General features: G+C 36.0%; 17 protein-coding genes and 1 tRNA gene. 11 read left to right on the forward strand and 7 right to left on the reverse strand.

All coding sequences use genetic code 11. The features are described 5' to 3' along the window. Nucleotides 1-10: 10 nt before the first annotated feature. From H4O20_RS14375 to H4O20_RS14390, 4 genes are all read right to left on the reverse strand, one after another. Nucleotides 11-1,231: an NAD(P)/FAD-dependent oxidoreductase gene (locus H4O20_RS14375; RefSeq protein WP_185099735.1), complete on the reverse strand. Its 1,221-nt coding sequence runs from the start codon at nt 1,229-1,231 to the stop codon at nt 11-13. A 68-nt stretch (nt 1,232-1,299) separates the two neighbouring features. Then, the gene (locus H4O20_RS14380; RefSeq protein ID WP_185099736.1) at nt 1,300-2,019 is read right to left on the reverse strand and encodes a T9SS type A sorting domain-containing protein; all 720 of its coding nucleotides are present in this window, start codon (nt 2,017-2,019) and stop codon (nt 1,300-1,302) included. Nucleotides 2,020-2,090: 71 nt separating this feature from the next. Next, a complete protein-coding gene (locus H4O20_RS14385; RefSeq protein ID WP_139855892.1) occupies nt 2,091-3,530 on the reverse strand; it encodes an aminotransferase class V-fold PLP-dependent enzyme in 1,440 nt (479 codons plus the stop codon). 175 nt (nt 3,531-3,705) lie between these two features. Continuing rightward, a complete protein-coding gene (locus tag H4O20_RS14390) occupies nt 3,706-5,175 on the reverse strand; it encodes a T9SS type A sorting domain-containing protein (RefSeq protein WP_139855891.1) in 1,470 nt (489 codons plus the stop codon). Between the two features lie 100 nt (nt 5,176-5,275). On the opposite strand from H4O20_RS14390, the gene H4O20_RS14395 reads away from it, so the two are divergent. From H4O20_RS14395 to H4O20_RS14425, 7 genes are all read left to right on the forward strand, one after another. Further along, nucleotides 5,276-6,316 carry an endonuclease/exonuclease/phosphatase family protein gene (locus tag H4O20_RS14395; protein ID WP_185099737.1) on the forward strand — a complete coding sequence of 347 codons (1,041 nt, stop codon included), beginning with the start codon at nt 5,276-5,278 and terminating at the stop codon, nt 6,314-6,316. A 229-nt stretch (nt 6,317-6,545) separates the two neighbouring features. Further along, nucleotides 6,546-8,060, forward strand: a complete 1,515-nt coding sequence (locus tag H4O20_RS14400) for a catalase (protein WP_185099738.1) — start codon at nt 6,546-6,548, stop codon at nt 8,058-8,060. 125 nt (nt 8,061-8,185) lie between these two features. Next, nucleotides 8,186-8,755, forward strand: a complete 570-nt coding sequence (locus tag H4O20_RS14405; RefSeq protein WP_139855888.1) for a YceI family protein — start codon at nt 8,186-8,188, stop codon at nt 8,753-8,755. 2 nt (nt 8,756-8,757) lie between these two features. Next, the gene (locus tag H4O20_RS14410) at nt 8,758-9,138 is read left to right on the forward strand and encodes a nuclear transport factor 2 family protein (protein ID WP_139855887.1); all 381 of its coding nucleotides are present in this window, start codon (nt 8,758-8,760) and stop codon (nt 9,136-9,138) included. A 262-nt stretch (nt 9,139-9,400) separates the two neighbouring features. After that, nucleotides 9,401-10,648 carry an amidohydrolase family protein gene (locus tag H4O20_RS14415; RefSeq protein ID WP_185099739.1) on the forward strand — a complete coding sequence of 416 codons (1,248 nt, stop codon included), beginning with the start codon at nt 9,401-9,403 and terminating at the stop codon, nt 10,646-10,648. A gap of 67 nt (nt 10,649-10,715) precedes the next feature. Next, complete coding sequence (locus H4O20_RS14420) at nt 10,716-11,447, forward strand: MgtC/SapB family protein (RefSeq protein ID WP_139855885.1); 732 nt, start codon at nt 10,716-10,718, stop codon at nt 11,445-11,447. Between the two features lie 54 nt (nt 11,448-11,501). Then, a complete protein-coding gene (locus tag H4O20_RS14425) occupies nt 11,502-12,674 on the forward strand; it encodes an MFS transporter (protein ID WP_185099740.1) in 1,173 nt (390 codons plus the stop codon). 5 nt (nt 12,675-12,679) lie between these two features. Here the strand turns inward: H4O20_RS14425 and H4O20_RS14430 are convergent, their stop codons facing one another. Then, on the reverse strand, nt 12,680-13,036 hold the full coding sequence (locus tag H4O20_RS14430) for a helix-turn-helix domain-containing protein (protein ID WP_139855883.1): 357 nt from the start codon (nt 13,034-13,036) through the stop codon (nt 12,680-12,682). Between the two features lie 209 nt (nt 13,037-13,245). On the opposite strand from H4O20_RS14430, the gene H4O20_RS14435 reads away from it, so the two are divergent. Together H4O20_RS14435 and H4O20_RS14440 are read left to right on the forward strand one after the other, a co-directional pair. Further along, on the forward strand, nt 13,246-14,169 hold the full coding sequence (locus H4O20_RS14435; RefSeq protein ID WP_185099741.1) for a ClpXP adapter SpxH family protein: 924 nt from the start codon (nt 13,246-13,248) through the stop codon (nt 14,167-14,169). A 316-nt stretch (nt 14,170-14,485) separates the two neighbouring features. Further along, the gene (locus H4O20_RS14440) at nt 14,486-15,748 is read left to right on the forward strand and encodes a T9SS type A sorting domain-containing protein (protein ID WP_185099742.1); all 1,263 of its coding nucleotides are present in this window, start codon (nt 14,486-14,488) and stop codon (nt 15,746-15,748) included. A gap of 207 nt (nt 15,749-15,955) precedes the next feature. Here H4O20_RS14440 and H4O20_RS14445 read toward each other — a convergent pair whose 3' ends face one another. Further along, nucleotides 15,956-16,468, reverse strand: a complete 513-nt coding sequence (locus tag H4O20_RS14445) for an NADPH-dependent FMN reductase (protein WP_185099743.1) — start codon at nt 16,466-16,468, stop codon at nt 15,956-15,958. Between the two features lie 268 nt (nt 16,469-16,736). Further along, nucleotides 16,737-16,818: transfer RNA gene (locus H4O20_RS14450), tRNA-Leu, on the reverse strand. Nucleotides 16,819-17,013: 195 nt separating this feature from the next. On the opposite strand from H4O20_RS14450, the gene H4O20_RS14455 reads away from it, so the two are divergent. Both H4O20_RS14455 and H4O20_RS14460 read left to right on the forward strand, forming a co-directional pair. Beyond that, on the forward strand, nt 17,014-18,402 hold the full coding sequence (locus H4O20_RS14455) for a dipeptidase (protein WP_185099744.1): 1,389 nt from the start codon (nt 17,014-17,016) through the stop codon (nt 18,400-18,402). A 243-nt stretch (nt 18,403-18,645) separates the two neighbouring features. Next, on the forward strand, nt 18,646-20,418 hold the full coding sequence (locus H4O20_RS14460; protein ID WP_185099745.1) for a hypothetical protein: 1,773 nt from the start codon (nt 18,646-18,648) through the stop codon (nt 20,416-20,418). Nucleotides 20,419-20,422: the final 4 nt, after the last annotated feature.

A 20,422-nucleotide genomic window follows, 5' to 3' on the forward strand; every position in this document is an offset into this window, starting at 1 on the left:
GTTACAGAGATTAAAGGTTTTGCGAAACGATATAGCCACCAGTCCAAGCATTTTGAAAGTTAAATCCTCCCGTTGTAGCGTCTATATCAAGAACTTCCCCAGCGAAGAAAAGATTTTTACAAACCCTACTTTCGAAAGTTTTAAAGTTTACTTCTTTTAAATCTACCCCGCCGGCTGTGACAAATTCCTCTTTAAAGGTACTCTTTCCGTTTACTTCAAAAATTGCAGCGGTAAGTTGATTGGCTAGATTTTGAAAATTCTCGCGGGTGGCCTCAGCCCATGTAAGCGTTTCGGCAATGCCTGCTGCTTTTACTATACTTTGCCAAAGGCGCTTGGGCAATTCGAATTGTGCGTATTTATAAATTGTTTGCTTGCCTTGTAATATTTTTAAATTTTTCAAAGAATCCAACACATCCTCTTCCGTAAGCGTATTAAGCCAATTCACTTCAATAGTAAAATTGTATTTTATAGGCTCTAATATTCTAGCGCCCCAAGCCGAAAGTTTTAAAATTGCAGGACCACTCATACCCCAATGGGTAATTAGTAACGGCCCGTCGCTTTCCAAAACTGTTTTACCATTTTTATCTAAAACTTTTACCGAAGCATTTGTGCTAAGTCCGGGCAAATCTGCTATACGACTATCTTTGATGTTGAATGTAAAAAGTGAAGGTACGGCGGGAACTATACTATGCCCTAAATCTTTGAGCAACTTCCAAATTTTAGGATTACTACCCGTTGTAACTACAATTTTTTCTGCGGAAAAAGTATCGGTACTAGTAGTTAAAATATATCGGCCTTCATTTTTCTGAATTTCCTTTACCGGCTGACTAAGCAGTACCTCGACCCCTAATCTTTTTGTTTCTGAAAGAAAACAATCTATGATAGTTTGTGAAGAGTTTGAAACCGGAAACATCCGCCCGTCCTCTTCAATTTTGAGTTCCACGCCTCTTTTTTCGAACCATTCAATGGTATCGCCTGTCATAAAAGTATGGAACGGCCCTAAAAGTTCTTTTTCGCCACGTGGATAGTTTTGGGTTAATTCTTTTGGAAGAAACTCGGCGTGGGTTACATTGCATCGACCACCGCCAGAAATTTTTACTTTGGTAAGAACCTCTTTTCCACGTTCTAAAATTGCAATTTTAAGATGGGGGGTTTTTTCCGCAGCGTTTATTGCCGTGAAAAATCCCGCAGCTCCGCCGCCAATTATAATAATATCTAGATTTTTTGGCAATGAAAATAGTATTTTGGTTTACAAGCTATAAAAGTAACAAATAGAAAGCCTACAGTGTAAAGCACAACCTATTTTTTAATAAACCTTTTAAGCAAACTCTCTCCAGCCTCATTTTTAAAAATCACAAAATACAATCCTGAATTTAAATCATTTATATTAATGGTTTCCAATTTTTCGTTAATAGTATAACTTTTTAAGTTTTTACCATTCACATTATAAATTGAAACATCAACTGGTTGATTAAAATTATTTTTAATGTTTAAGGTTTCATCAACAGGGTTTGGGTAAAAACCAAAACTTGAGTTATCAAATTCCGGTGTAGTTAACAACCGGCTATTATATATTGCAAAATCACCCTCAACATTTGTTACGGTTAGCTGTAAGTAATCATCTACAGGCTCGATTATATAATTGAAGGGATTTTTTGAGTTTACGTGGCTATAAAAATATACTGAATTATGAGTACCTATAAAATCATTTTGTGGTGGATTACAAAGCCCAATTAAAACAATCCAAGGTTCAGTTTCTGAAACTATAAAACTATTCGCGTTTATTACCACATTATTACTATAACATTCATCGCAGCTTGGATAACATAAATAAATTTCTTCACTATTAAAAGTAACCTCTATAAGATGTTCTTCTGGGGGCAGAAAAAATATTTCACCATCCAATTCACCAGTTACAAAATACCAAGTATTGTCAAAAAGATTTGGATCTTGTGCATAAAGATTATTTTGCTGCTGATTAAGAATTATATATTGTAGATTAAATAGAAATATTAACAATAAAAGTGATTTTAGATTAATATAATTTTTTGTTTTATTGTTTTAGTAAATTCTTTGGACATCCGCTTGTTTCACGACAAGGATTTTTCTTCTGCAAAAGATTCGCAAAGTGCGATAGTTTCCTTTACATCGTCTAATGTTGTTCTAGGGTTTATCAAGCACATTCTTAGTACTATCTGCCCGTTAAGAACAGTAGTTACCAATAAAGCTTGTTTTGAATCAACCACACTTTGAGAAATTCGTTGGTTAAGCGCGTCAAGCTTTTTCTCTGAAAGTTTGTTGCCAATTGGGTTGTATCTAAAGTTAATAACCGCCAATGTGGCTGGTGAAATAACCTCCCAATTGCTACTCGATCTTAAAAAATCTTCTGTTGCTTCTGCCAACTTAATATTGTAGGTTATGGCCTGCCTGAACTCACCCATTCCAAAAGTTTTTACCGACATATAGAACTTTAAAGCACGAAAACGTCTTGTTAATTCGATTCCGTGATCGTAAAAATTAATTTCAGACTCATTGCCTTCAATATCGCGTAAATATTCAGGTTTTTCGGTAAAAGTTCCTTTAAGCCATTTGTGATTTTTCACTAAAAGACAACCGATTTCATAGGGCTGATAAAACCATTTATGAGGGTCTATAGTAAGTGAATCGGCTTTCCCAATTCCTTTTAAAAGCTGTTTTCCATCTTCAGAAAGTATAGCAAAACCACCATAGGCCCCATCGATATGAAACCAGATATCTTCTTTTTTACAGATTTTGGCAATGTCGGAAAGCGGATCTACCGTTCCGGTATTTGTTGTCCCGGCAGTTGCAATCAAGCAAAAAGGTTGTAGCCCTTCCAACCTATCTTTTGCAATAGCGTTTTTTAATTTATTCAATGAGAATTTAAACTCCCCATCAGTAGGAATAATTCTAATCTGTTCTTTTCTAAAACCTAATACGCGAATGGCTTTAATATTTGAAGAATGCGCTTGGTCTGAAAGGTAAATTACAGCTTTACTAAAATCGTCGCCACATTTTACTCTTCGAGCAGTTACTAAGGCAGTTAAATTGGCCATAGAACCCCCACTAGTAAAAATTCCTCCCCCTTTTTTCTGAGGGAAGCCGAACATTTTTAAAAGCCAGTTCATAGCTACAATTTCCATTTGTGCGGCTGCAGGAGACGCTTGCCACCCACCAGAGAATATATTGAAACCAGCTGTTAAGCTGTCTGCCATGGCACTGATATAGTTACTAGGCCCTGGCACAAATGAATACGACTTTGGATGAGAAACAATATTACTTTTGGTCATTACCTCCTCCAAAACAAAATCCAACACCTTTTTAGGGTCGGATGGAGTTTCAGGAGCTTCTTCTAGAAATAATGCCTCCATTTCTTTCCTTGTACCCGAAACCACAGGGAGTTTTTCATTCTGTGTAGAAAAATGATCTACAATTGCATCAACTACCTCATACCCATAACTTTTCATTTCGTCATGGCTTAACTCTAATGTCGCTTTATTCTGAATCTTCACGTGTCTTTTTCTTTATTTTTTTCAAAGTGCAAAAATACTGTTTTAGATAGGGAAAAACAGTGTTTATTTCAATAAAAAATGCCTTGATAATTACATCAAGGCATTTTAGAAAATAGCTGTTCTAGTCTTTAAAAAAATTAGGCCTCGACTGCGCTCGACCAGACATTCTTCTCGTTTATTGAACAATCATCTTTTTAGTAATACTGTTATTATTATTGCTGAAGTTTACAAAATAAAGTCCAGAAGCAAGGTTGATTGACATTGTATTAAGCCCTTCAGAAATGTTTTTTGAAACTATTAGGTTCCCTTGAACTCCGTATATTTCAACTTTCTCAAAAGAAAAGATATTGTTGAAGTTAATTTCATTTTTTACTGGATTTGGATAAAAGCTAAAGTTTGAAGCAGCTACATCGTTAACTGAAGCAACTCCACAATCAAATGGATCGAAGGTAACTAAACCTAATGTTGCATCATCTACTTGGTGAAAAATTACATCTTCAACCTCTTCCACAGTACTTTCTTCCCCTTCAATCCAGCAGTTGTTTTTGGCCATTACTGGATTAGCTGTATTGTTATAAAGCGCATAAACTACACCACCGTTTCCATTTTCAGAAAACACATTTCCTCCTGGGTTGTCAATGTCATCCCCAAGGTTAATTGTTGCTTGGTCTTGTAGTGTAATACCCCAAATATTTCTTCGTATTGTATTACCTGTAACTACTACTTCATTTCTAGCAGAACTTGTAAGTATATTAATTCCACTTCCACCAAGAGCAGGATCTCCTTGAGTGTTATTGTCTTCAATTAGATTGTTTTTAATTAAAGCAGCATCTACAGGCCCCATAATAGTAATCCCGTATCTGTTGTTTTGAATAATGTTGTCTTGAATAACTGCATTTACATTTGCACCCACAAAGTTTGCAATTGCAATACCACCAACCTTGGTTAAATTTGGATCTCCGATAATTATATTTTGAATAATCTGCAAAGGCTCGTTTGCTAATGTAGTTCCGATGTTAATTTGCGGACGGTTAGCATTATCGGTATTATTTCCTTCAATATGGTTATTATAGATATATGGAGAAACCCCAGAGTTTGCAGCAGAACCAACGGCAGGATTTTCATTAAACTGTATAAGGTTGTTCGTAATCTGCGCCATCCCACGAGAAAGCTGAATAACAGCACTTGACGTAGCTCCAGAAACATTATTGGTTATTGTACAATTGTCAATAGAAAAAGTTTCAGTTAACACTCGAAGCCCTCCCCCGTAAGATATAGTTGCGTTTTTAATATCTATTTCTGAAAACTCTTCAAAACGAAAACCTTCATAAGGAGCAGCTTCGTCTAAAGCAGTAATTGTAACTTCGTTGGCACTTACAGTAAAAGCACCATAAACTTTAATTAATAAATCAGCATCAATTAAAAGAGTTAAGTCCGTATCGATAACTACGGCATCATTTTCAGCAATTTCTAAGTTTTCTAAAAGGGTATACTCACTGCCAGAAACCGTAATTGTAGTAGGGCTTGCTGCAGCAATATCATCTAAGGTCCAAGTAACTCCTGTGTTGGGAGTTGTATAGGTCTGTGCGAATGTTATGGCAAACGCAAAAAAAGTTAATAATGTTGTAAGGGTAATTTTTTTCATTTTATTGGTTTTTATGAACTGTAAAAATAGGTAGTAGCGACTAGGTAAAAAAGAATTTTCAAACCTTATTACATCGCTACAAATTAACTAACTTTGAAATATGGTATTATATATTTTCACGATATTTTTCATCCTTAGCCCCTTCTTTCCAGCTACTAGGCATCCTCATTGGTTTTTTCGTACTGCAGATTTTGTAAGACTTCAATCGGTGGTTATACAATTAATCCTACTCGGAATTTTCATTTACACCGAAGAACACTACACTACTTTTAGTTGGATTTTACTTTTTGCGCTTATTGCAAGCATCATCTACCAACTTTTTAAAATAACACCATACAGTTCACTTTTTCCAAGAAGAAGATCGCACGATGCTACAGACGGATATGTTTCTATTTTAGCAGGAAATGTTTTACAAACAAATAACTGCTACTCAGACTTCCTGAAAGAGGTAAAACGATTTGATCCAGATTTAGTACTCACGATGGAGTCTAACAAGGATTGGGAAAATGGACTTTCCGAACTTGAAAAAGACTATCCTTTTACCGTAAAGGTACCTTTAGAAAATTTCTACGGAATGCATCTTTATTCTAAAGTTGAAGTAAAAAACGTAGAAGTAAAATATCAGATTGAAGACGATAAGCCTTCTATATTTTTCGACTACTATACCGATAAAGATTCGCCTATTTTCTTTTGCTGTCTTCACCCGGCTCCTCCAAGTCCTACAGAAAATGAAACTTCTAAGGAACGTGATGCCGAATTAATGCTTACAGGAAAGAGAATTAGAAAAATTGACAAGCCAACGGTGGTTTGTGGCGATATGAACGATGTAGTATGGAGCCGCACAACGCGTCTTTTCAAAAAAATGACAGGGATGATAGACCCTCGTGTGGGGCGTGGATTCTTTTCTACTTTTCACGCAAATTATTTCTTTTTAAGGTTTCCCCTGGACCATCTTTTTCACACCCGCGATTTGTATGTAGGTAAAATGATACGTTCCAAGAATTTTGGAAGTGATCACTTTGCGATGTACTATGAAATTCATCATAAAAAAAAAGCAAAAACTCCCAAAAACCCTAAATTAAATGGGGATGAGAAGGAAGAAATCGAGGAATTGATTGAGGAAGGGAAAGACAACGAATAAATCTTTTTCTATAAAAACTATTGTCTTTACACACTGTAATTACTCTATTAACCTACCTCAAAATTTTACTGTGTTTCAAAAACACAAAACGTTCAAGCCTGAATATTGAATTGAATGTCCAAAACATAGCATTTTAAAACCTAAAAGGGTTTAAAACTGATTTATGTCAGTTGAAAAGTTTAGGAATTTTCGTAACTTCATTCGCTAAATCAATCTTAAAACTAAAGTAATGGATAAGAAAAAACCTAAATTAACTAGGCAAACAGGAGCTCCTGTTCCAGATAATCAAAATGTACAAACAGCTGGGCCACGTGGCCCCATGTTAATGCAGGATGCTTGGTTTCTTGAAAAAATGGCAAACTTCGACAGAGAAGTTATTCCAGAAAGACGAATGCACGCGAAAGGTTCAGGTGCTTTTGGAACCTTTACAGTTACACACGATATCACACAGTACACAAAAGCTGACATCTTTAGCGAAGTAGGAAAAAAAACAGAAATGTTTAGCCGTTTCTCCACAGTTGCTGGAGAAAGAGGGGCAGCAGATGCCGAAAGAGATATTAGAGGATTTGCACTTAAGTTTTATACCGATGAAGGAATTTGGGATTTGGTTGGAAATAATACCCCCGTGTTTTTCTTCCGTGACCCGATGAAATTCCCAGATTTAAACCACGCTGTAAAACGCGACCCTAAAACCAATATGCGGGATGCTAATAACAACTGGGATTTTTGGACTTTACTTCCTGAAGCTTTACATCAGGTTACTATAATTATGAGCGATCGTGGTATTCCAAGAGGATACAGACATATGCACGGATTTGGAAGCCACACCTATAGCCTTATCAACAAAGACAATAAAAGACATTGGGTGAAATTCCATTTCGTAACCCAACAAGGTATCGAAAACCTATCCGATGAAGAAGCGGCAAAAATTGTAGGTATGGACAGGGAATCGTCTCAGAGAGACTTATTCGATGCCATTGAAAATAAAGACTTCCCAAAATGGAAGATGTATATTCAAGTAATGACGGAGGAAGAAGCAAAAACTTACCGTTTCCATCCATTCGACTTAACGAAAGTTTGGTCTAAAAAGGACTTCCCTTTAATTCCTGTAGGGGAATTTGAATTGAATAGAAACCCAGAAAACTACTTCCAAGATGTAGAGCAAGCAGCATTTAATCCGACGAATATTGTTCCAGGAATTGGTTTCTCTCCAGATAAAATGCTTCAAGGAAGATTGTTTTCATATGGAGATGCACAACGCTATAGACTTGGTGTAAACCACTATCAGATTCCAGTAAACAAACCTACTTGCCCTTACCACTCATATCATAGAGATGGGGCTATGCGAGTAGATGGTAATTACGGTGCAACAAAACACTACGAACCAAACAGCTATGGCGAATGGCAAGAACAACCTCACGCTCAAGAACCGCCTTTAGAATTGAGTGGCGATGCTTACGCTCATAACTTTAGAGATGATGATGAAGATTACTTCACCCAACCTGGGGATTTATTCCGCATTATTAAAGCCGACGGAAAAGCTGACATGTTATTTAAAAATACGGCTGCTCAAGTTGGTGGTGCCGAGAAGTTTATTCAAATACGACATATCAGGAATTGCTATAAAGCCGATCCAGAGTATGGCGAAGGTGTAGCAAAAGCACTAGGTTTATCGATAGACGAGGTGAATAACTTCGATATGACACCTTATAACAAATGGGCACCAAGACCAAGTAATGGATAGTGCTTTTTAATAAATAATAGCAATAAAAGCAAATGCCATAAATGGTCGAAATTCGATTATTTATGGCATTTATGTTAACTTTAAATATTTCACTAACATTTAATAACTTTTAAAATTTAGATACTATGAAAAAAATTATGTCATTAGTTGCAATTGTATTTTTTACAATAACTTCATTTGCACAAACACAATGGAAGGTAGATCCTTATCACTCCTCGTTAAACTTTAATATTTCCCATTCAGGAATTAGTATTGTAAACGGCAGCTTTTTAGAATACACAGGAAACTTAACCACGGAAGGAGAAGCTTTAAATAATGCAAACTTCGATTTTACTGTAAAAGTAAACAGTATAAACACCAATGTAAAAGATAGAGACAATCATTTGAGAAGTGCTGATTTTTTTGAGGTAGAGAAATACCCTAATATGACTTTTAAAAGCACTAAAATTTTAGCTACTGGAAAGCCAGACAAATATTTGTTGTATGGTAAATTAACCATTAAAGACGTTACTAAAGATGTGATTTTTGACGTGCATTATGGAGGATCTGTTAAGAGTGATAAAGGTGAAAAATTAGGTATGAAAGCCAAAACCACCATTAATAGATTTGACTACAACATCAATTTTGATCCAGCTGCTGCAGGTGTTGGAAAAGACGTAACCATTGTTGTTCACTTGCAATTTGCAAAACAATAATTATGAAAAATTCACCAAAAGACGTAGTCGAAAAAATGTTTGAAGCCTTTAGTGAAGGTGATGTAGAAAAATTTGTAGGCACGGTTTCCGAGGACACCGTTTGGGTTTATCACGGAACCCAAATAATTCCCGCCGGTACCTTTGAAAAAAAGGAAGGTGTTAGAACCTTTTTCACTAATATCATGGAAAGGACTGAGATAATCAATTTTGAACCTCAGCAATATATTGTTGAAGACAATATGGTAGTGGTATTGGGACAGGAACACCAAAGGGTTAAGCGTTCTGGAAGAGAACTTAAGCAGAAATGGGTTCAAATTTATACCGTTGAAAACAATTTAATTACGAAAATGGAAGAGTTTGCTACTTCGGAAGAGGTATCATAAATTTTGAATTTTCTTTTAAAAATGAACCTAGTGTTAGCAGTTTATAACACTAGGTTTTTTTATCTAATTATATTTTCAACTCTTCTGAAAATGTCATTTCACACAATAACAATTCACTTATAACCAATATATTGTATGACATTTATCATTGCAAATTTCACCTTTAAGGTTTAGATTGTAAACTTGTCCTAACGCCAATTATATAGGCGATTTTTAAATTTTGGGCATTACTTAATAGTATTAACTTTTAAATAAATGTATAATGAAGAAGAAGTTTTTTAATGCGAAAATCTATCGCAATGATGAAGCCACGGAAATGATTGTAGAAAATGGTAAGATCACCCAAATCGGGAAAAATTTACCTAAATGTGATGAAGAAATTGATTTAGGCGGGAAGCTTGTTTTACCTCCTTATGTAGACCCTCATTTACATTTGGACTACGTTTATACATTATCGGAACTAGGACAAGAAGGCGCTGGCTCAGGAACCTTATTTGAAGCGATTGAGTTGTGGCCAAAGTTTAAAGAAACCTTGACTGTTGAAAGTGTGAAAAAACTTGCGATGAAAGGAATTCACGATGAGGTTTCCCAAGGTGTGCAGCACATACGTACGCATATAGACGTTACCGACCCAAATTTCACGGCCTTAAAAGCGATGCTGGAAATGAAAGAGGATTTAAAAGACACGGTTGATATTCAAATTGTGGCTTTTCCGCAGCAAGGAATGTATACTTATAAAGGTGGATTAGAACTCGTAGAAGAAGCCTTGAAAATGGGGGCTGATGTAGTTGGAGGAATCCCACATTACGAACCAGCTAGGGAGTTTGGAGAAAAATCTGTTCACGATATTGTTAATCTCGGATTGAAATACGATAAGATGATTGATGTTCACTGCGATGAAACAGATGACACCCATTCGCGTTTTGTGGAATTACTGAATGCACTTGTTCTTATGGAAGACTATGGTACAAGAACAACCGCGAGTCACACCTGTTCCTTTGGTTCGGCAGATAACTCCTATGCTTTTAGAATGATGGACCTTTTCCAAAAGAGTAAGTTGAACTTTATCGCTTGTCCTACCGAAAACGCTTATCTTCAGGGTCGACAGGACAGCTACCCAAAACGTCGTGGATTAACTAGAGTAAAAGAATTTATAGAATTAGGAATTAATGTTGCCTTTGCACAAGATTCCATAAACGATCCGTGGTATCCAATGGGGAACGGAAATATGATGAACATTCTAGATAACGGAATCCATTTAGCACAAACCATGTCGCCAGAAGAGATAAAAACAAGTTTTGACTTGATTACCTACAATGGTGCCCGTTGTATGAATATTCAAGATAGTTATGGATTAGAAGTAGGGAAAGCAGCCAATTTTATCGTGCTTAACGAATCTACAGTTTATGAAGCGATAAGAAAAAGAGTAGATGTATTGGCGTCAGTTAGAAATGGTGAGTTTTTATTCCGACGCAAAGAGGTAGAATACGACGTGCCTTTGAATCTTTAAACTTATCTTGTACACTTCTTTTAGGAAAAGCATAATAATTTCAAACCACTAATTTTTCAAAGATTTTATGGATGGATTTGTAGAGTTATCAGAATACATTTTTCGCATAGGCACTGCTTTTATATTAGGCGGAATTATTGGTTTTGAAAGACAGTGGCAACAAAAAAACGCAGGATTACGAACCAATACCTTAGTGGCGATTGGCGCTGCTTCTTACGTATTACTATCTATAGACCTTTATAGTTTAGCGGGTGGAGATCCTGGCAGGGTAACGGCGCAAATTGTTACGGGTATTGGTTTTATTGGGGCTGGGGTTATAATGAAAGATGGGTTTAACGTTAGAGGACTTAATACCGCAGCCACCATATGGTGTTCCGCAGCAGTGGGAACATTAGCAGGGATGGGCTTTTTGCTTGAAGCCTTGATTACTACCATCGCCGTGGTTTTATCTCACCTAGTCTTAAGACCGATAAGTGTTCGTTTATCAAAGCTTTCAGCATATAGGAAGACTAAAGTAAAAGAAACTTACTACCAAGTTTCTATCCAATGTCTTTTAAATATGGAATCAAACGTTCGGTTTTGGCTATTAAGCCATATTGAAGCTAATGATCAGTTACTGGTGCGTTCAATTAATAGGAATACGCTAGAAGCTAATCCAGAAGAAATAGTTATTCAAATAGAAGTGGCAACTATTGGCGAACAAGAAAACTTATTGGAAAACTTGGTTACAGGTCTTACTATGGAACTCGAAGTAACTCGAGCAGGCTGGAAATTGGTAGGACGAGAAACAGAGTATTAGCCCAACTCATTCTATTAAATTATTTGTGTATTTCACACAGTTAAAAACAAAACTATGAGCAAACAAAACATTGCGGAAAAAACTAAAAGTGTTTTTCCGTGGTTGATAATGATTTTAATGTCGTCTGTAACCTTTGTGGGAATTCTCTCTGAATTAATGCCTTCTGGGGTTTTACCTCTTATGATGGACGATTTAAACATCAACGAAGTTCAGACGGGGAATTTAGTTGGGTATTACGCCATTGCTTCGGCTATTTTTGCAATTCCACTTATTTCCTTGACGATGCAATTCAACAGGAAATATTTATTACTCCTTTTATTAGGAGGTTTTGCTATTTCCAATATTATCTCAGGACTTGTTTACGACTATACCACCATCATTATTTTAAGAGTTATTGGAGGTATTTGTGCGGGAGTCATGTGGCCAATGATTGCTGCTTATGGAATGAGGTTGGTAGATGAAAAGCATCACGGTAAAGCAATTGCAGTAATTATGGCAGGAACAACCTTGGGGATTAGCGTGGGAATGCCAATAATGACAACTATTGGGAATGACTACGGCTGGAGAACAGAATTTATAGGTCTTGGTGCATTTATCCTTGCTATTGCCGTAATTAGCTTTTTTGCTTTGCCCTCAACCCCAGGCGAAAAACTCTCTAAAAGCTCCTCGCCATTTGCATTACTAAAAATACCTGAAGTGTTAATTATACTTTTACTTACATTACTGGGAGTAGTAGCACACTATGGCGTTTATGTGTATATCACAAGTCTTGTGGATGAAATTCAGCTAGCAGGTGGTGTGGAAATGGCGCTGTTATTTTTTGGAATTGGTTCGTTAATTTCAGTCTTGATAGCTATAAAATACACCGATAAATATTTAAGACTACTAACTATAGCGATGTTTGCATTGATTATTTTTTCAATGGTTATTTTCCTAATGTTTGGAGGCACAACAGGTATGGGACATTTCGCTTTCTTTTTATGGGGAGTTTCCTTTGGTCCGTTAGTGACGCTATTACAAGCCGCGGTAAGCAGGCAAGTAGAAACTGCTAAAGATGTAGCTACATCGGTTCAATCATCGGTTTTCAACTTATCAATTATGATTGCGTCATCTGCTGCCGGCCTACTATTGGGAATTTACACTCCAATGAGTTTGGTTTATCTTGCAATTGCACTTTCCATACCTGGAATTATAATTTCAGTATTTGCTAAAAAAACTTTGAGTTGATTTTATTATCCGTGCACAGATTGCCTATATTCAATACCCCATTTTGCCAATTCGTTAATAAGTGGCGAAAGTGTCGCACCATATTCTGTTATAGCATATTCAACGGTTATAGGCTTTGTATCTAAAACTGTTCGACTAACTAAATGATTCAATTCAAGATCCTGAAGTTCTTTGGAAAGCATTTTAGATCCTATCCCATCAATTTCCCTCATCAAATCCATAAACCCAAGTTTGTTACCCTCTATTAGCGTTCCTAGGATGTGAAACTTCCATTTCCCAGATAAAATACTCATCGTATCACTGATAGCTTGCATCCTAACCTGACATACAGGGGTGTCGTTTATTTTTGCTTTCTTTTTCATTTCAATATAAATATTTCACAATTACAACTTAAATGCACTAAGGTAGTTTCCTACAGGAAAGCACTTCCCAAAAGGAAACGCATATCAAATATACACTTAATTTTCAGTATATTTGTATTCATACTTGAAAACATAATAGCTTAAACCTGAACTAGGTAGAACTATGATAAATGTATTCAAGTAAATAGATAACAATTTAAAACAATATTATGAATAACGATAAATTAAAAAACAATCCACTGCTTTGCGATCCAGAAACAGGAATGTGCGAAATGCCAAGCGAGGATGTGCAAGATTCCACAGTAGAAAAAGCTCAATCATCTGAAAAATCAGTTAAGCTAGTTTACTTTACAGACCCAATTTGTTCTTCTTGTTGGGGAATTGAACCTCAGTTGAGAAAACTGAAATTAGAGTATGGAGACCACATTGAAGTTGAATACAGAATGGGTGGTCTTTTACCAGATTGGAGTTACAATAGCGGAGGTATAGGAAAACCATCAGATGTTGCTTCACATTGGGACGAGGTAAGTATCTATTACGACATGCCAATTGACGGAGATTTATGGTTAGAAGATCCCTTAGACTCGTCATATCCTCCTTCTATTGCCTATAAGGCAGCACAAATGCAAGATAAAGAGAAAGCCAATTTATTTATGCGCGAAATTCGTGAAATGGTTTTCTTACAGAAGAAGAATATTGCGAAATGGGAACATTTAGCAACTGCTGCCAAAAATGTTGGTCTTGATGTTGAGCAGTTAAAATCGGATTTTGAAGGAAAAGCAAAAACATTATTTCAAGACGATTTAATAACTGCAAGAGAATACGGTGTAAGAGGGTTCCCTACTATTTTCGTAGTTGACAACGAAGGGAATAAAGAAACCGTTTACGGCGCTAGACCGTATGCTTTTTATGAAATGGCAATCTTAAAAACGAATCCAAATATTTTAAAAAGCGAATACAGTAAAAATTGGGAATCACTTTTTGCTATCTACCCTACTCTTACAGCTAAGGAGTTTTCTGAACTTTCAGGTACGCCTCGAGAGGAAAGTGAAAACGTACTGAACGAACTTACAACCAAAGGTTCTTTAGAAAAACTATCGACTAAAAACGGTTCTATTTGGAAAGTAAAATAGGTTCAATTTAAATTAGACACTATCACTCAAAGTGTGTAAGTGTAAATACAAGGGTAGACTTTTAAAAAAGCCTACCCTTTTTTTTAGAACGTAAAGGTTTGATTTCAAATTACATATTCAAAAACAGCCCAAATCTAGCGGATACCTTACCTACTAATTTCCCGTTCAAAATGGCTGATATTTCATGGAATCAGTAATACATTAGTAGGTGTCAATGATACAGAAAAAACTCTTTCTGAAATATTTTTATATACAATTGCAAAACGGCAATTTTTCTTTAAGTTTACGCCCTGTTAACAAAAAACTTAATTTTACAATGTTTAAAAAATTACCCACTAAAAGACTTTTAAGTCTTCTGATGATTTCACTTTTTTCAGGAGTGACTTTACATGCAAGTAATGTAAACAACCAAGGCAACCCCCTTAACGATACACCTTGCGATGAGAAAATCGTGATAGAATGCGATACCGTATATACGGCAGATTTAGTTCCAAATGCGGGATATTGGACAAATTATTCAAATGTTCCTTATAACTATACTGGATCGGAACAAGTATTTGAATTTACCGCTACTGCCTCGGGTCTTCACATAATGGATTTAGATCAAGGAGCAGGCGATGCAGATTTTATGATTATGAATGCCTGTGGAAATATGGCCGGAAATATCACTGGTTTTTATTGGACTGGAGAGCACTCGGAATATATAGAATTAGTTGAAGGTACTACTTATTATATTATTGCCGATTTGTATGAAACAAGTGGACCGACTACTGTAAGTATAAAGGTAAATTGTATGGGAGATGTGGTTGTTCCTGAACCAGATTTTGATTGCTTCCAAGGTATGGGGATTGCTCCAAGCCTTGATGCTGCATTTAATTTAGATCCACTTAACCCAAATACATTTGTAGCTAATGATTTTACAGTTGAAGCTAATACTACTTTTGCACTTCAACAAATCTCACTTAGTACAAATCAAGTTCAGGTTCCAGATCACGGTGTTTTCAATATTAGAGCAAATAATAATGGAATACCAGGTGAGGTAATTGAGGTGATTGAGGCTGATGTAACATCTGCTATAGCTTACGCAGCATTATACGACGAGCCAGTGTATCACGTTGTATTTGACCTGACTGAAACTGTTCTTTTTACGGAAGGAGTTTATTGGTTAGAACCAAAAATCACTACTCCACAACCTTCTACTGTGTGGTGGGCAGCTACAGAAAACGGAACAGATGGTGCAATTACCATGTTGTCTGAAGATGGAGGTGCTACTTGGATGCCATTAGAAGCAGAATCTATATTTTTCGTAGCAGGAGAATGTGAAACCTTAGGCGTTTCTGATTTCACATCAGTTGACTTTGATTTTTACCCAAATCCAGTAAACGACGTGTTAACTATTCAATCACAGAAAACTGTAGAGTCGATTGAGGTTTATAACGTAATGGGGCAAATGATCCTAAATTCAAGCACAATTTCAAATGGAAAAATTGATTTAAGCACTCTTAAATCAGGTATCTATTTAGTGAAAGCAACTTTTGAAGGCGGACTAACTGAAACCCTGAAAATTGTAAAAAAATAATAGAAATAAATTAGATTTCTTAAAGCTTAAAAGCCGTCTCACTTTTCTAAATGGGACGGTTTTTTTTGTTTGCCATGTCCGTCAATTACGGTAAGGTCAAAGGCATAAACCGCATATAGTTGGAGAATACCACGAGTTGAGGCCGATAGTTCCCACCGAAGAACCGTTCAATTTTGGGTAACAGGTGGAAATTGAAGTAAACCCAATTTATCGATACAAGTCAATGGCAGCATTCAAAAGTTCTACAACTTCTGGCGGTAACTCTATTTTATTTTCTTTAATTTCTACGTCTGTCTTATAAAGTGGGAGCTGAGTTTCAATCTTAGCTTTCATTGTTTGTAGCGATTGCAATAATGATGTCATTGCGTGTTCCCCTCTAGGTTGATAGGGTGTAAATGTTATGGGAAGAACATTCTTTTGTGCAAATTCCCCAGAAGCAGTGCACCACTCGATTAGGTTTTTTAATACTGCAGGGATATTATGCGTGTATTCAGGAGTAGCAATGATTATCAATTCAGCAGTATCAATTTTTTCTTTCAATACAAGAATATTTTTAGGAATGCCCGCTGTTAATTTGGAAGGACTAAACAACTCAAAATCTTGTAAACCTTCAAAAACCTGCATTTCATCCTTTTCCTGCAGCAATCGCTGAATTGCTTTTAGAAGATGAAAATTACTGCTAGATATGCTTGCAGAAGCAGATATTCCTAATTTTCGCATGGGTTTTACTTTTAGTCAATACAAATTACCAAAAATATATCCTGTTGAGACTATGTAGCCTTTAACCATAAAATGCTGTAACAACTCTCACTTCTACTTTTGCAATAATTAGCGTAACATTCTTGTACAAAGTAGATTAAAACAAAAAGCTTCCCTACTTTCGTAGAGAAGCTGTATGTACTGACTCTTTGAGTTCGCACAATTAAACTAAAACACTTAACTATATAAATAGAAAAAGCTGACTTTTTACAGTCAGCTTTTCATTACGTGCGGGCGGGGAGACTCGAACTCCCACACCTCGCGGCACCAGATCCTAAGTCTGGCGTGTCTACCAATTCCACCACGCCCGCATTATAATCTTTTACAAAACTTAGGATTCTTTGTAAAAGGAGTGCAAATATAAACAAGATTTTGGTTTTTGAAATAAAAATTTTTAAAAATTTTAATTTCTGCTAAAACTTAGTTAAACCTAAACAGCATTTCCCCTATTTAGTACGCTGTTTCAGTGGTGTTTTGTACTTTAGCAATTCTTCAAAAATAAAATAATGAAAAGCGCAAAATCCTACATTGAACAAAATAAAGATCGATTTTTAGACGAATTAATCGAGCTTTTAAAAATACCATCAATTAGTGCAGACCCTGCCTACAAAAATGATGTGCTAAAAACAGCTGAAGCCGTTAAAGTACAACTTGAAAAAGCAGGCTGTGACTCAGTTGAAATCTGCGAAACTCCAGGATATCCGATTGTTTATGGCGAAAAAATCATCGATAAAAACTTACCAACTGTTTTAGTATATGGTCATTATGACGTACAACCACCAGACCCGTTGGAGTTATGGACAAGTCCGCCATTTGAACCAGTTATAAAAGAAACTGAGCTTCACCCAGAAGGAGCAATATTTGCCCGTGGAAGTTGTGACGATAAAGGACAGATGTATATGCACGTAAAAGCGTTGGAATATATGACACAAACCAACCAATTGCCGTGCAATGTTAAGTTTATGATTGAAGGTGAAGAAGAAGTTGGAAGTGAAAGTTTAGGATGGTTTATTAGCCGAAACCGCGAAAAACTTGCCAACGACGTAATCCTAATTAGCGACACTGGGATGATTTCTAAGGACACACCTTCTATTACTACCGGACTTCGTGGCTTGAGTTATGTTGAAGTAGAAGTTACAGGGCCAAATCGTGATCTTCATAGCGGTCTTTACGGTGGAGCTGTGGCAAATCCTATAAACATCTTAGCTAAGATGATTGCCTCGCTTCACGACGAGAACAACCACATTACCATTCCAGGATTTTATGATGATGTGGAAGAACTTTCAAAGGAAGAACGCGAGAAAATGGCAGAGGCACCTTTCAACCTAAAAGATTATGAAAAAGCTTTAGACATCGATTCTGTTTATGGTGAAGAAGGCTATTCAACTAATGAAAGAAATTCTATACGCCCAACATTGGATGTAAATGGAATTTGGGGTGGATATATAGGCGAAGGAGCAAAAACTGTGATTGCAAGTAAAGCCTTTGCTAAAATAAGCATGCGTTTAGTACCTGATCAAAACTGGGAGAAAATCACCGAACTTTTCAAAAACCATTTTGAAAGTATCGCTCCAAAAGGTGTACGCGTAAAAGTTAAACCTCATCACGGTGGAACAGCATATGTTACCCCAATAGATAGTTTAGGCTATAGAGCTGCAGAAAAAGCTTACGAAGAAACATTTGGAAAAACACCAATTCCACAACGCAGTGGTGGAAGCATTCCAATTGTTGCTTTGTTTGAAAAAGAATTGAAGAGTAAAACAATTTTAATGGGCTTTGGCTTAGATAGCGACGCTATCCACTCTCCAAATGAGCACTTTGGCGTTTGGAATTATTTTAAAGGAATTGAAACTATTCCCCAGTTCTACCATTATTTTACTGAAATGAGTAAATAATAAAACATTAAAATGTATTCTAGACCTGACAGGTTTTTGAAACCTGTCAGGTCTAATTATTTATAAACACTTCTCTAAAGACGAACACAACACCTATTAAATCCATCATAATTTTAAACATAAATCCGTAAGAATCAAAACGCTACTTTTAATATTATTGATATTTCCAATCTATATATTTTAAGATAAAAAGTATTATTTCGTTATCTTTAGGAATAGATTTCTAAAGAGATCCACTAAATTGTGAAACGAAAAAACAGTTTTTGGAATGAATTAAAGCGACGTAATGTAATAAAAGGTGCTATTTCTTATATAGTAGTGGCTTGGTTACTTTTACGTATAGCTGTACTATTGGGTGATATTATGGAAATGCCCTTATGGATTTCTAAAAGTCTTTTTTATTTACTTTTGGTAGGTTTTCCTCTATATCTTGTTGGTTCTTGGATATATGAATTTACTCCATCGGGTTTAAAACGCACTAGCAAAGTTTCAGAATCGGCTTCCATTCGCAAAAAAACTGGGAAGCGACTTAATAAAATCATCATCGCTTTTCTAGTAATCTGTTTAGCTGTCTTGGTTATCGACAGATTTATAATAACCGATAAGATTTCTGAAAATAATTTTGATATTCCATCCTTAGCATCTCATTCAAAAACAATTGCTGTACTTCCATTTCAGGACTTTTCTGAAAAAGATGACAATTCGTATTTCGCAGATGGCCTTACTGAAGCACTTCTTAATCTTTTAACACAAGTTGAACTATTAAAAGTCACTTCTCGTACCTCAACATTTTCATTTAAAAATTCAGATTTACAGCTTCCAGAGATTGCTCAAAAGCTAAATGTAACTTACATATTAGAAGGCAGTGTGCGCAAATCGGGGAATCTTCTTCGCATTACAGCACAGCTTATCGATGCGAAAAACGACAAGCATTTATGGTCGGAAACTTACGATAGAAATTTAGACAATATTTTTGCAATCCAGGATGAAGTATCTGCAGCAGTTGTAAAAGCACTAGAACTTAATTTATTAAAATCAAAACCGCTTCCAAAGTCGATGAAGACCAATCCCGAAGCCTACAAATTATACTTACAAGCCGTACAAGCCTCCCATTTTTCCAGCGATAAACAAAAACTAATTGAAGCAGTAGATTTAGCGAAACAAGCTCTAAATATAGACAACAATTATATACCAGCTTGGTTACTGCTTTCAAGAGTTTATGAAACTCAAGGAAACAATGGAACATTAGGGTTTGAACAAGGCTATACATTAGCCAAAGAAGCAACCAACAAAGTTTTGGAAATAGACCCGAAAAACGCACTCGCTTATGCTTATTTGGCAGATGATGAATTGAGTTATGATTGGAATTTTGTAAAGGCAAAACAACTGAATGAAATTGCCTTAAAATTAGATGGTTCAAACCCTGAAATTATTAGTCTTACCGCCACTCTTGCTTTGTCTTTAGGCAATGTAGAAAGCGCTGTTCGACTTCAAGAATACTCAGCAAGTTTAGACCCACTTAATCCAGATACACATTATCAATTAATGAATGCATACTACTGTGCAGACCTACTTGATAAGGCAGTGGAGGCCGCAAAAACTTGTATTGAATTACAATCAAATCGCTATGCTTTGCATTATTATCACGCTCGAATTCTGTTACAACAAAACAAATTAGCTGCAGCATTGGAAGCCATTAAAAAAGAAGATGATGAAGGCTGGAGTTTGCAGATACATTCCGACATCTACTTTAAACTCGGCGATATAGAAAAGTCTGATGCCTATATGCAAGAGCTTATTTCTAAATACACTAAGGACATGGCTTATCAAATTGCCGAAAGCTACGCTTTTAGAAACGATAAGGAAAATTCATTTAAATGGCTAACCAAAGCTTATAAAGTTCACGACGTGGGCTTAAATGAAGTGTTGTCTGAGCCACGTTTTAGAAGTTTACATTCCGATAAAAGATGGCAAAAATTTATTGATAAAATGGGATTTCCGAAAATTGAAAAATAAACCA

Origin of the sequence: Aequorivita sp. 609, from assembly GCF_014212065.1 — a bacterium.
Lineage (GTDB): Bacteria > Bacteroidota > Bacteroidia > Flavobacteriales > Flavobacteriaceae > Aequorivita > Aequorivita sinensis.

What these genes read in the sequence shown, in the direction of transcription:
- H4O20_RS14390 (WP_139855891.1), bottom strand. Translation starts at nt 5,175, where the DNA reads ATGAAAAAAATTACCCTTACAACATTATTAACTTTTTTTGCGTTTGCC.
- H4O20_RS14395 (WP_185099737.1), top strand. Translation starts at nt 5,276, where the DNA reads ATGGTATTATATATTTTCACGATATTTTTCATCCTTAGCCCCTTCTTT.
- H4O20_RS14400 (WP_185099738.1), top strand. Translation starts at nt 6,546, where the DNA reads ATGGATAAGAAAAAACCTAAATTAACTAGGCAAACAGGAGCTCCTGTT.
- H4O20_RS14405 (WP_139855888.1), top strand. Translation starts at nt 8,186, where the DNA reads ATGAAAAAAATTATGTCATTAGTTGCAATTGTATTTTTTACAATAACT.
- H4O20_RS14410 (WP_139855887.1), top strand. Translation starts at nt 8,758, where the DNA reads ATGAAAAATTCACCAAAAGACGTAGTCGAAAAAATGTTTGAAGCCTTT.
- H4O20_RS14415 (WP_185099739.1), top strand. Translation starts at nt 9,401, where the DNA reads ATGAAGAAGAAGTTTTTTAATGCGAAAATCTATCGCAATGATGAAGCC.
- H4O20_RS14420 (WP_139855885.1), top strand. Translation starts at nt 10,716, where the DNA reads ATGGATGGATTTGTAGAGTTATCAGAATACATTTTTCGCATAGGCACT.
- H4O20_RS14425 (WP_185099740.1), top strand. Translation starts at nt 11,502, where the DNA reads ATGAGCAAACAAAACATTGCGGAAAAAACTAAAAGTGTTTTTCCGTGG.
- H4O20_RS14430 (WP_139855883.1), bottom strand. Translation starts at nt 13,036, where the DNA reads ATGAAAAAGAAAGCAAAAATAAACGACACCCCTGTATGTCAGGTTAGG.
- H4O20_RS14435 (WP_185099741.1), top strand. Translation starts at nt 13,246, where the DNA reads ATGAATAACGATAAATTAAAAAACAATCCACTGCTTTGCGATCCAGAA.
- H4O20_RS14440 (WP_185099742.1), top strand. Translation starts at nt 14,486, where the DNA reads ATGTTTAAAAAATTACCCACTAAAAGACTTTTAAGTCTTCTGATGATT.
- H4O20_RS14445 (WP_185099743.1), bottom strand. Translation starts at nt 16,468, where the DNA reads ATGCGAAAATTAGGAATATCTGCTTCTGCAAGCATATCTAGCAGTAAT.
- H4O20_RS14455 (WP_185099744.1), top strand. Translation starts at nt 17,014, where the DNA reads ATGAAAAGCGCAAAATCCTACATTGAACAAAATAAAGATCGATTTTTA.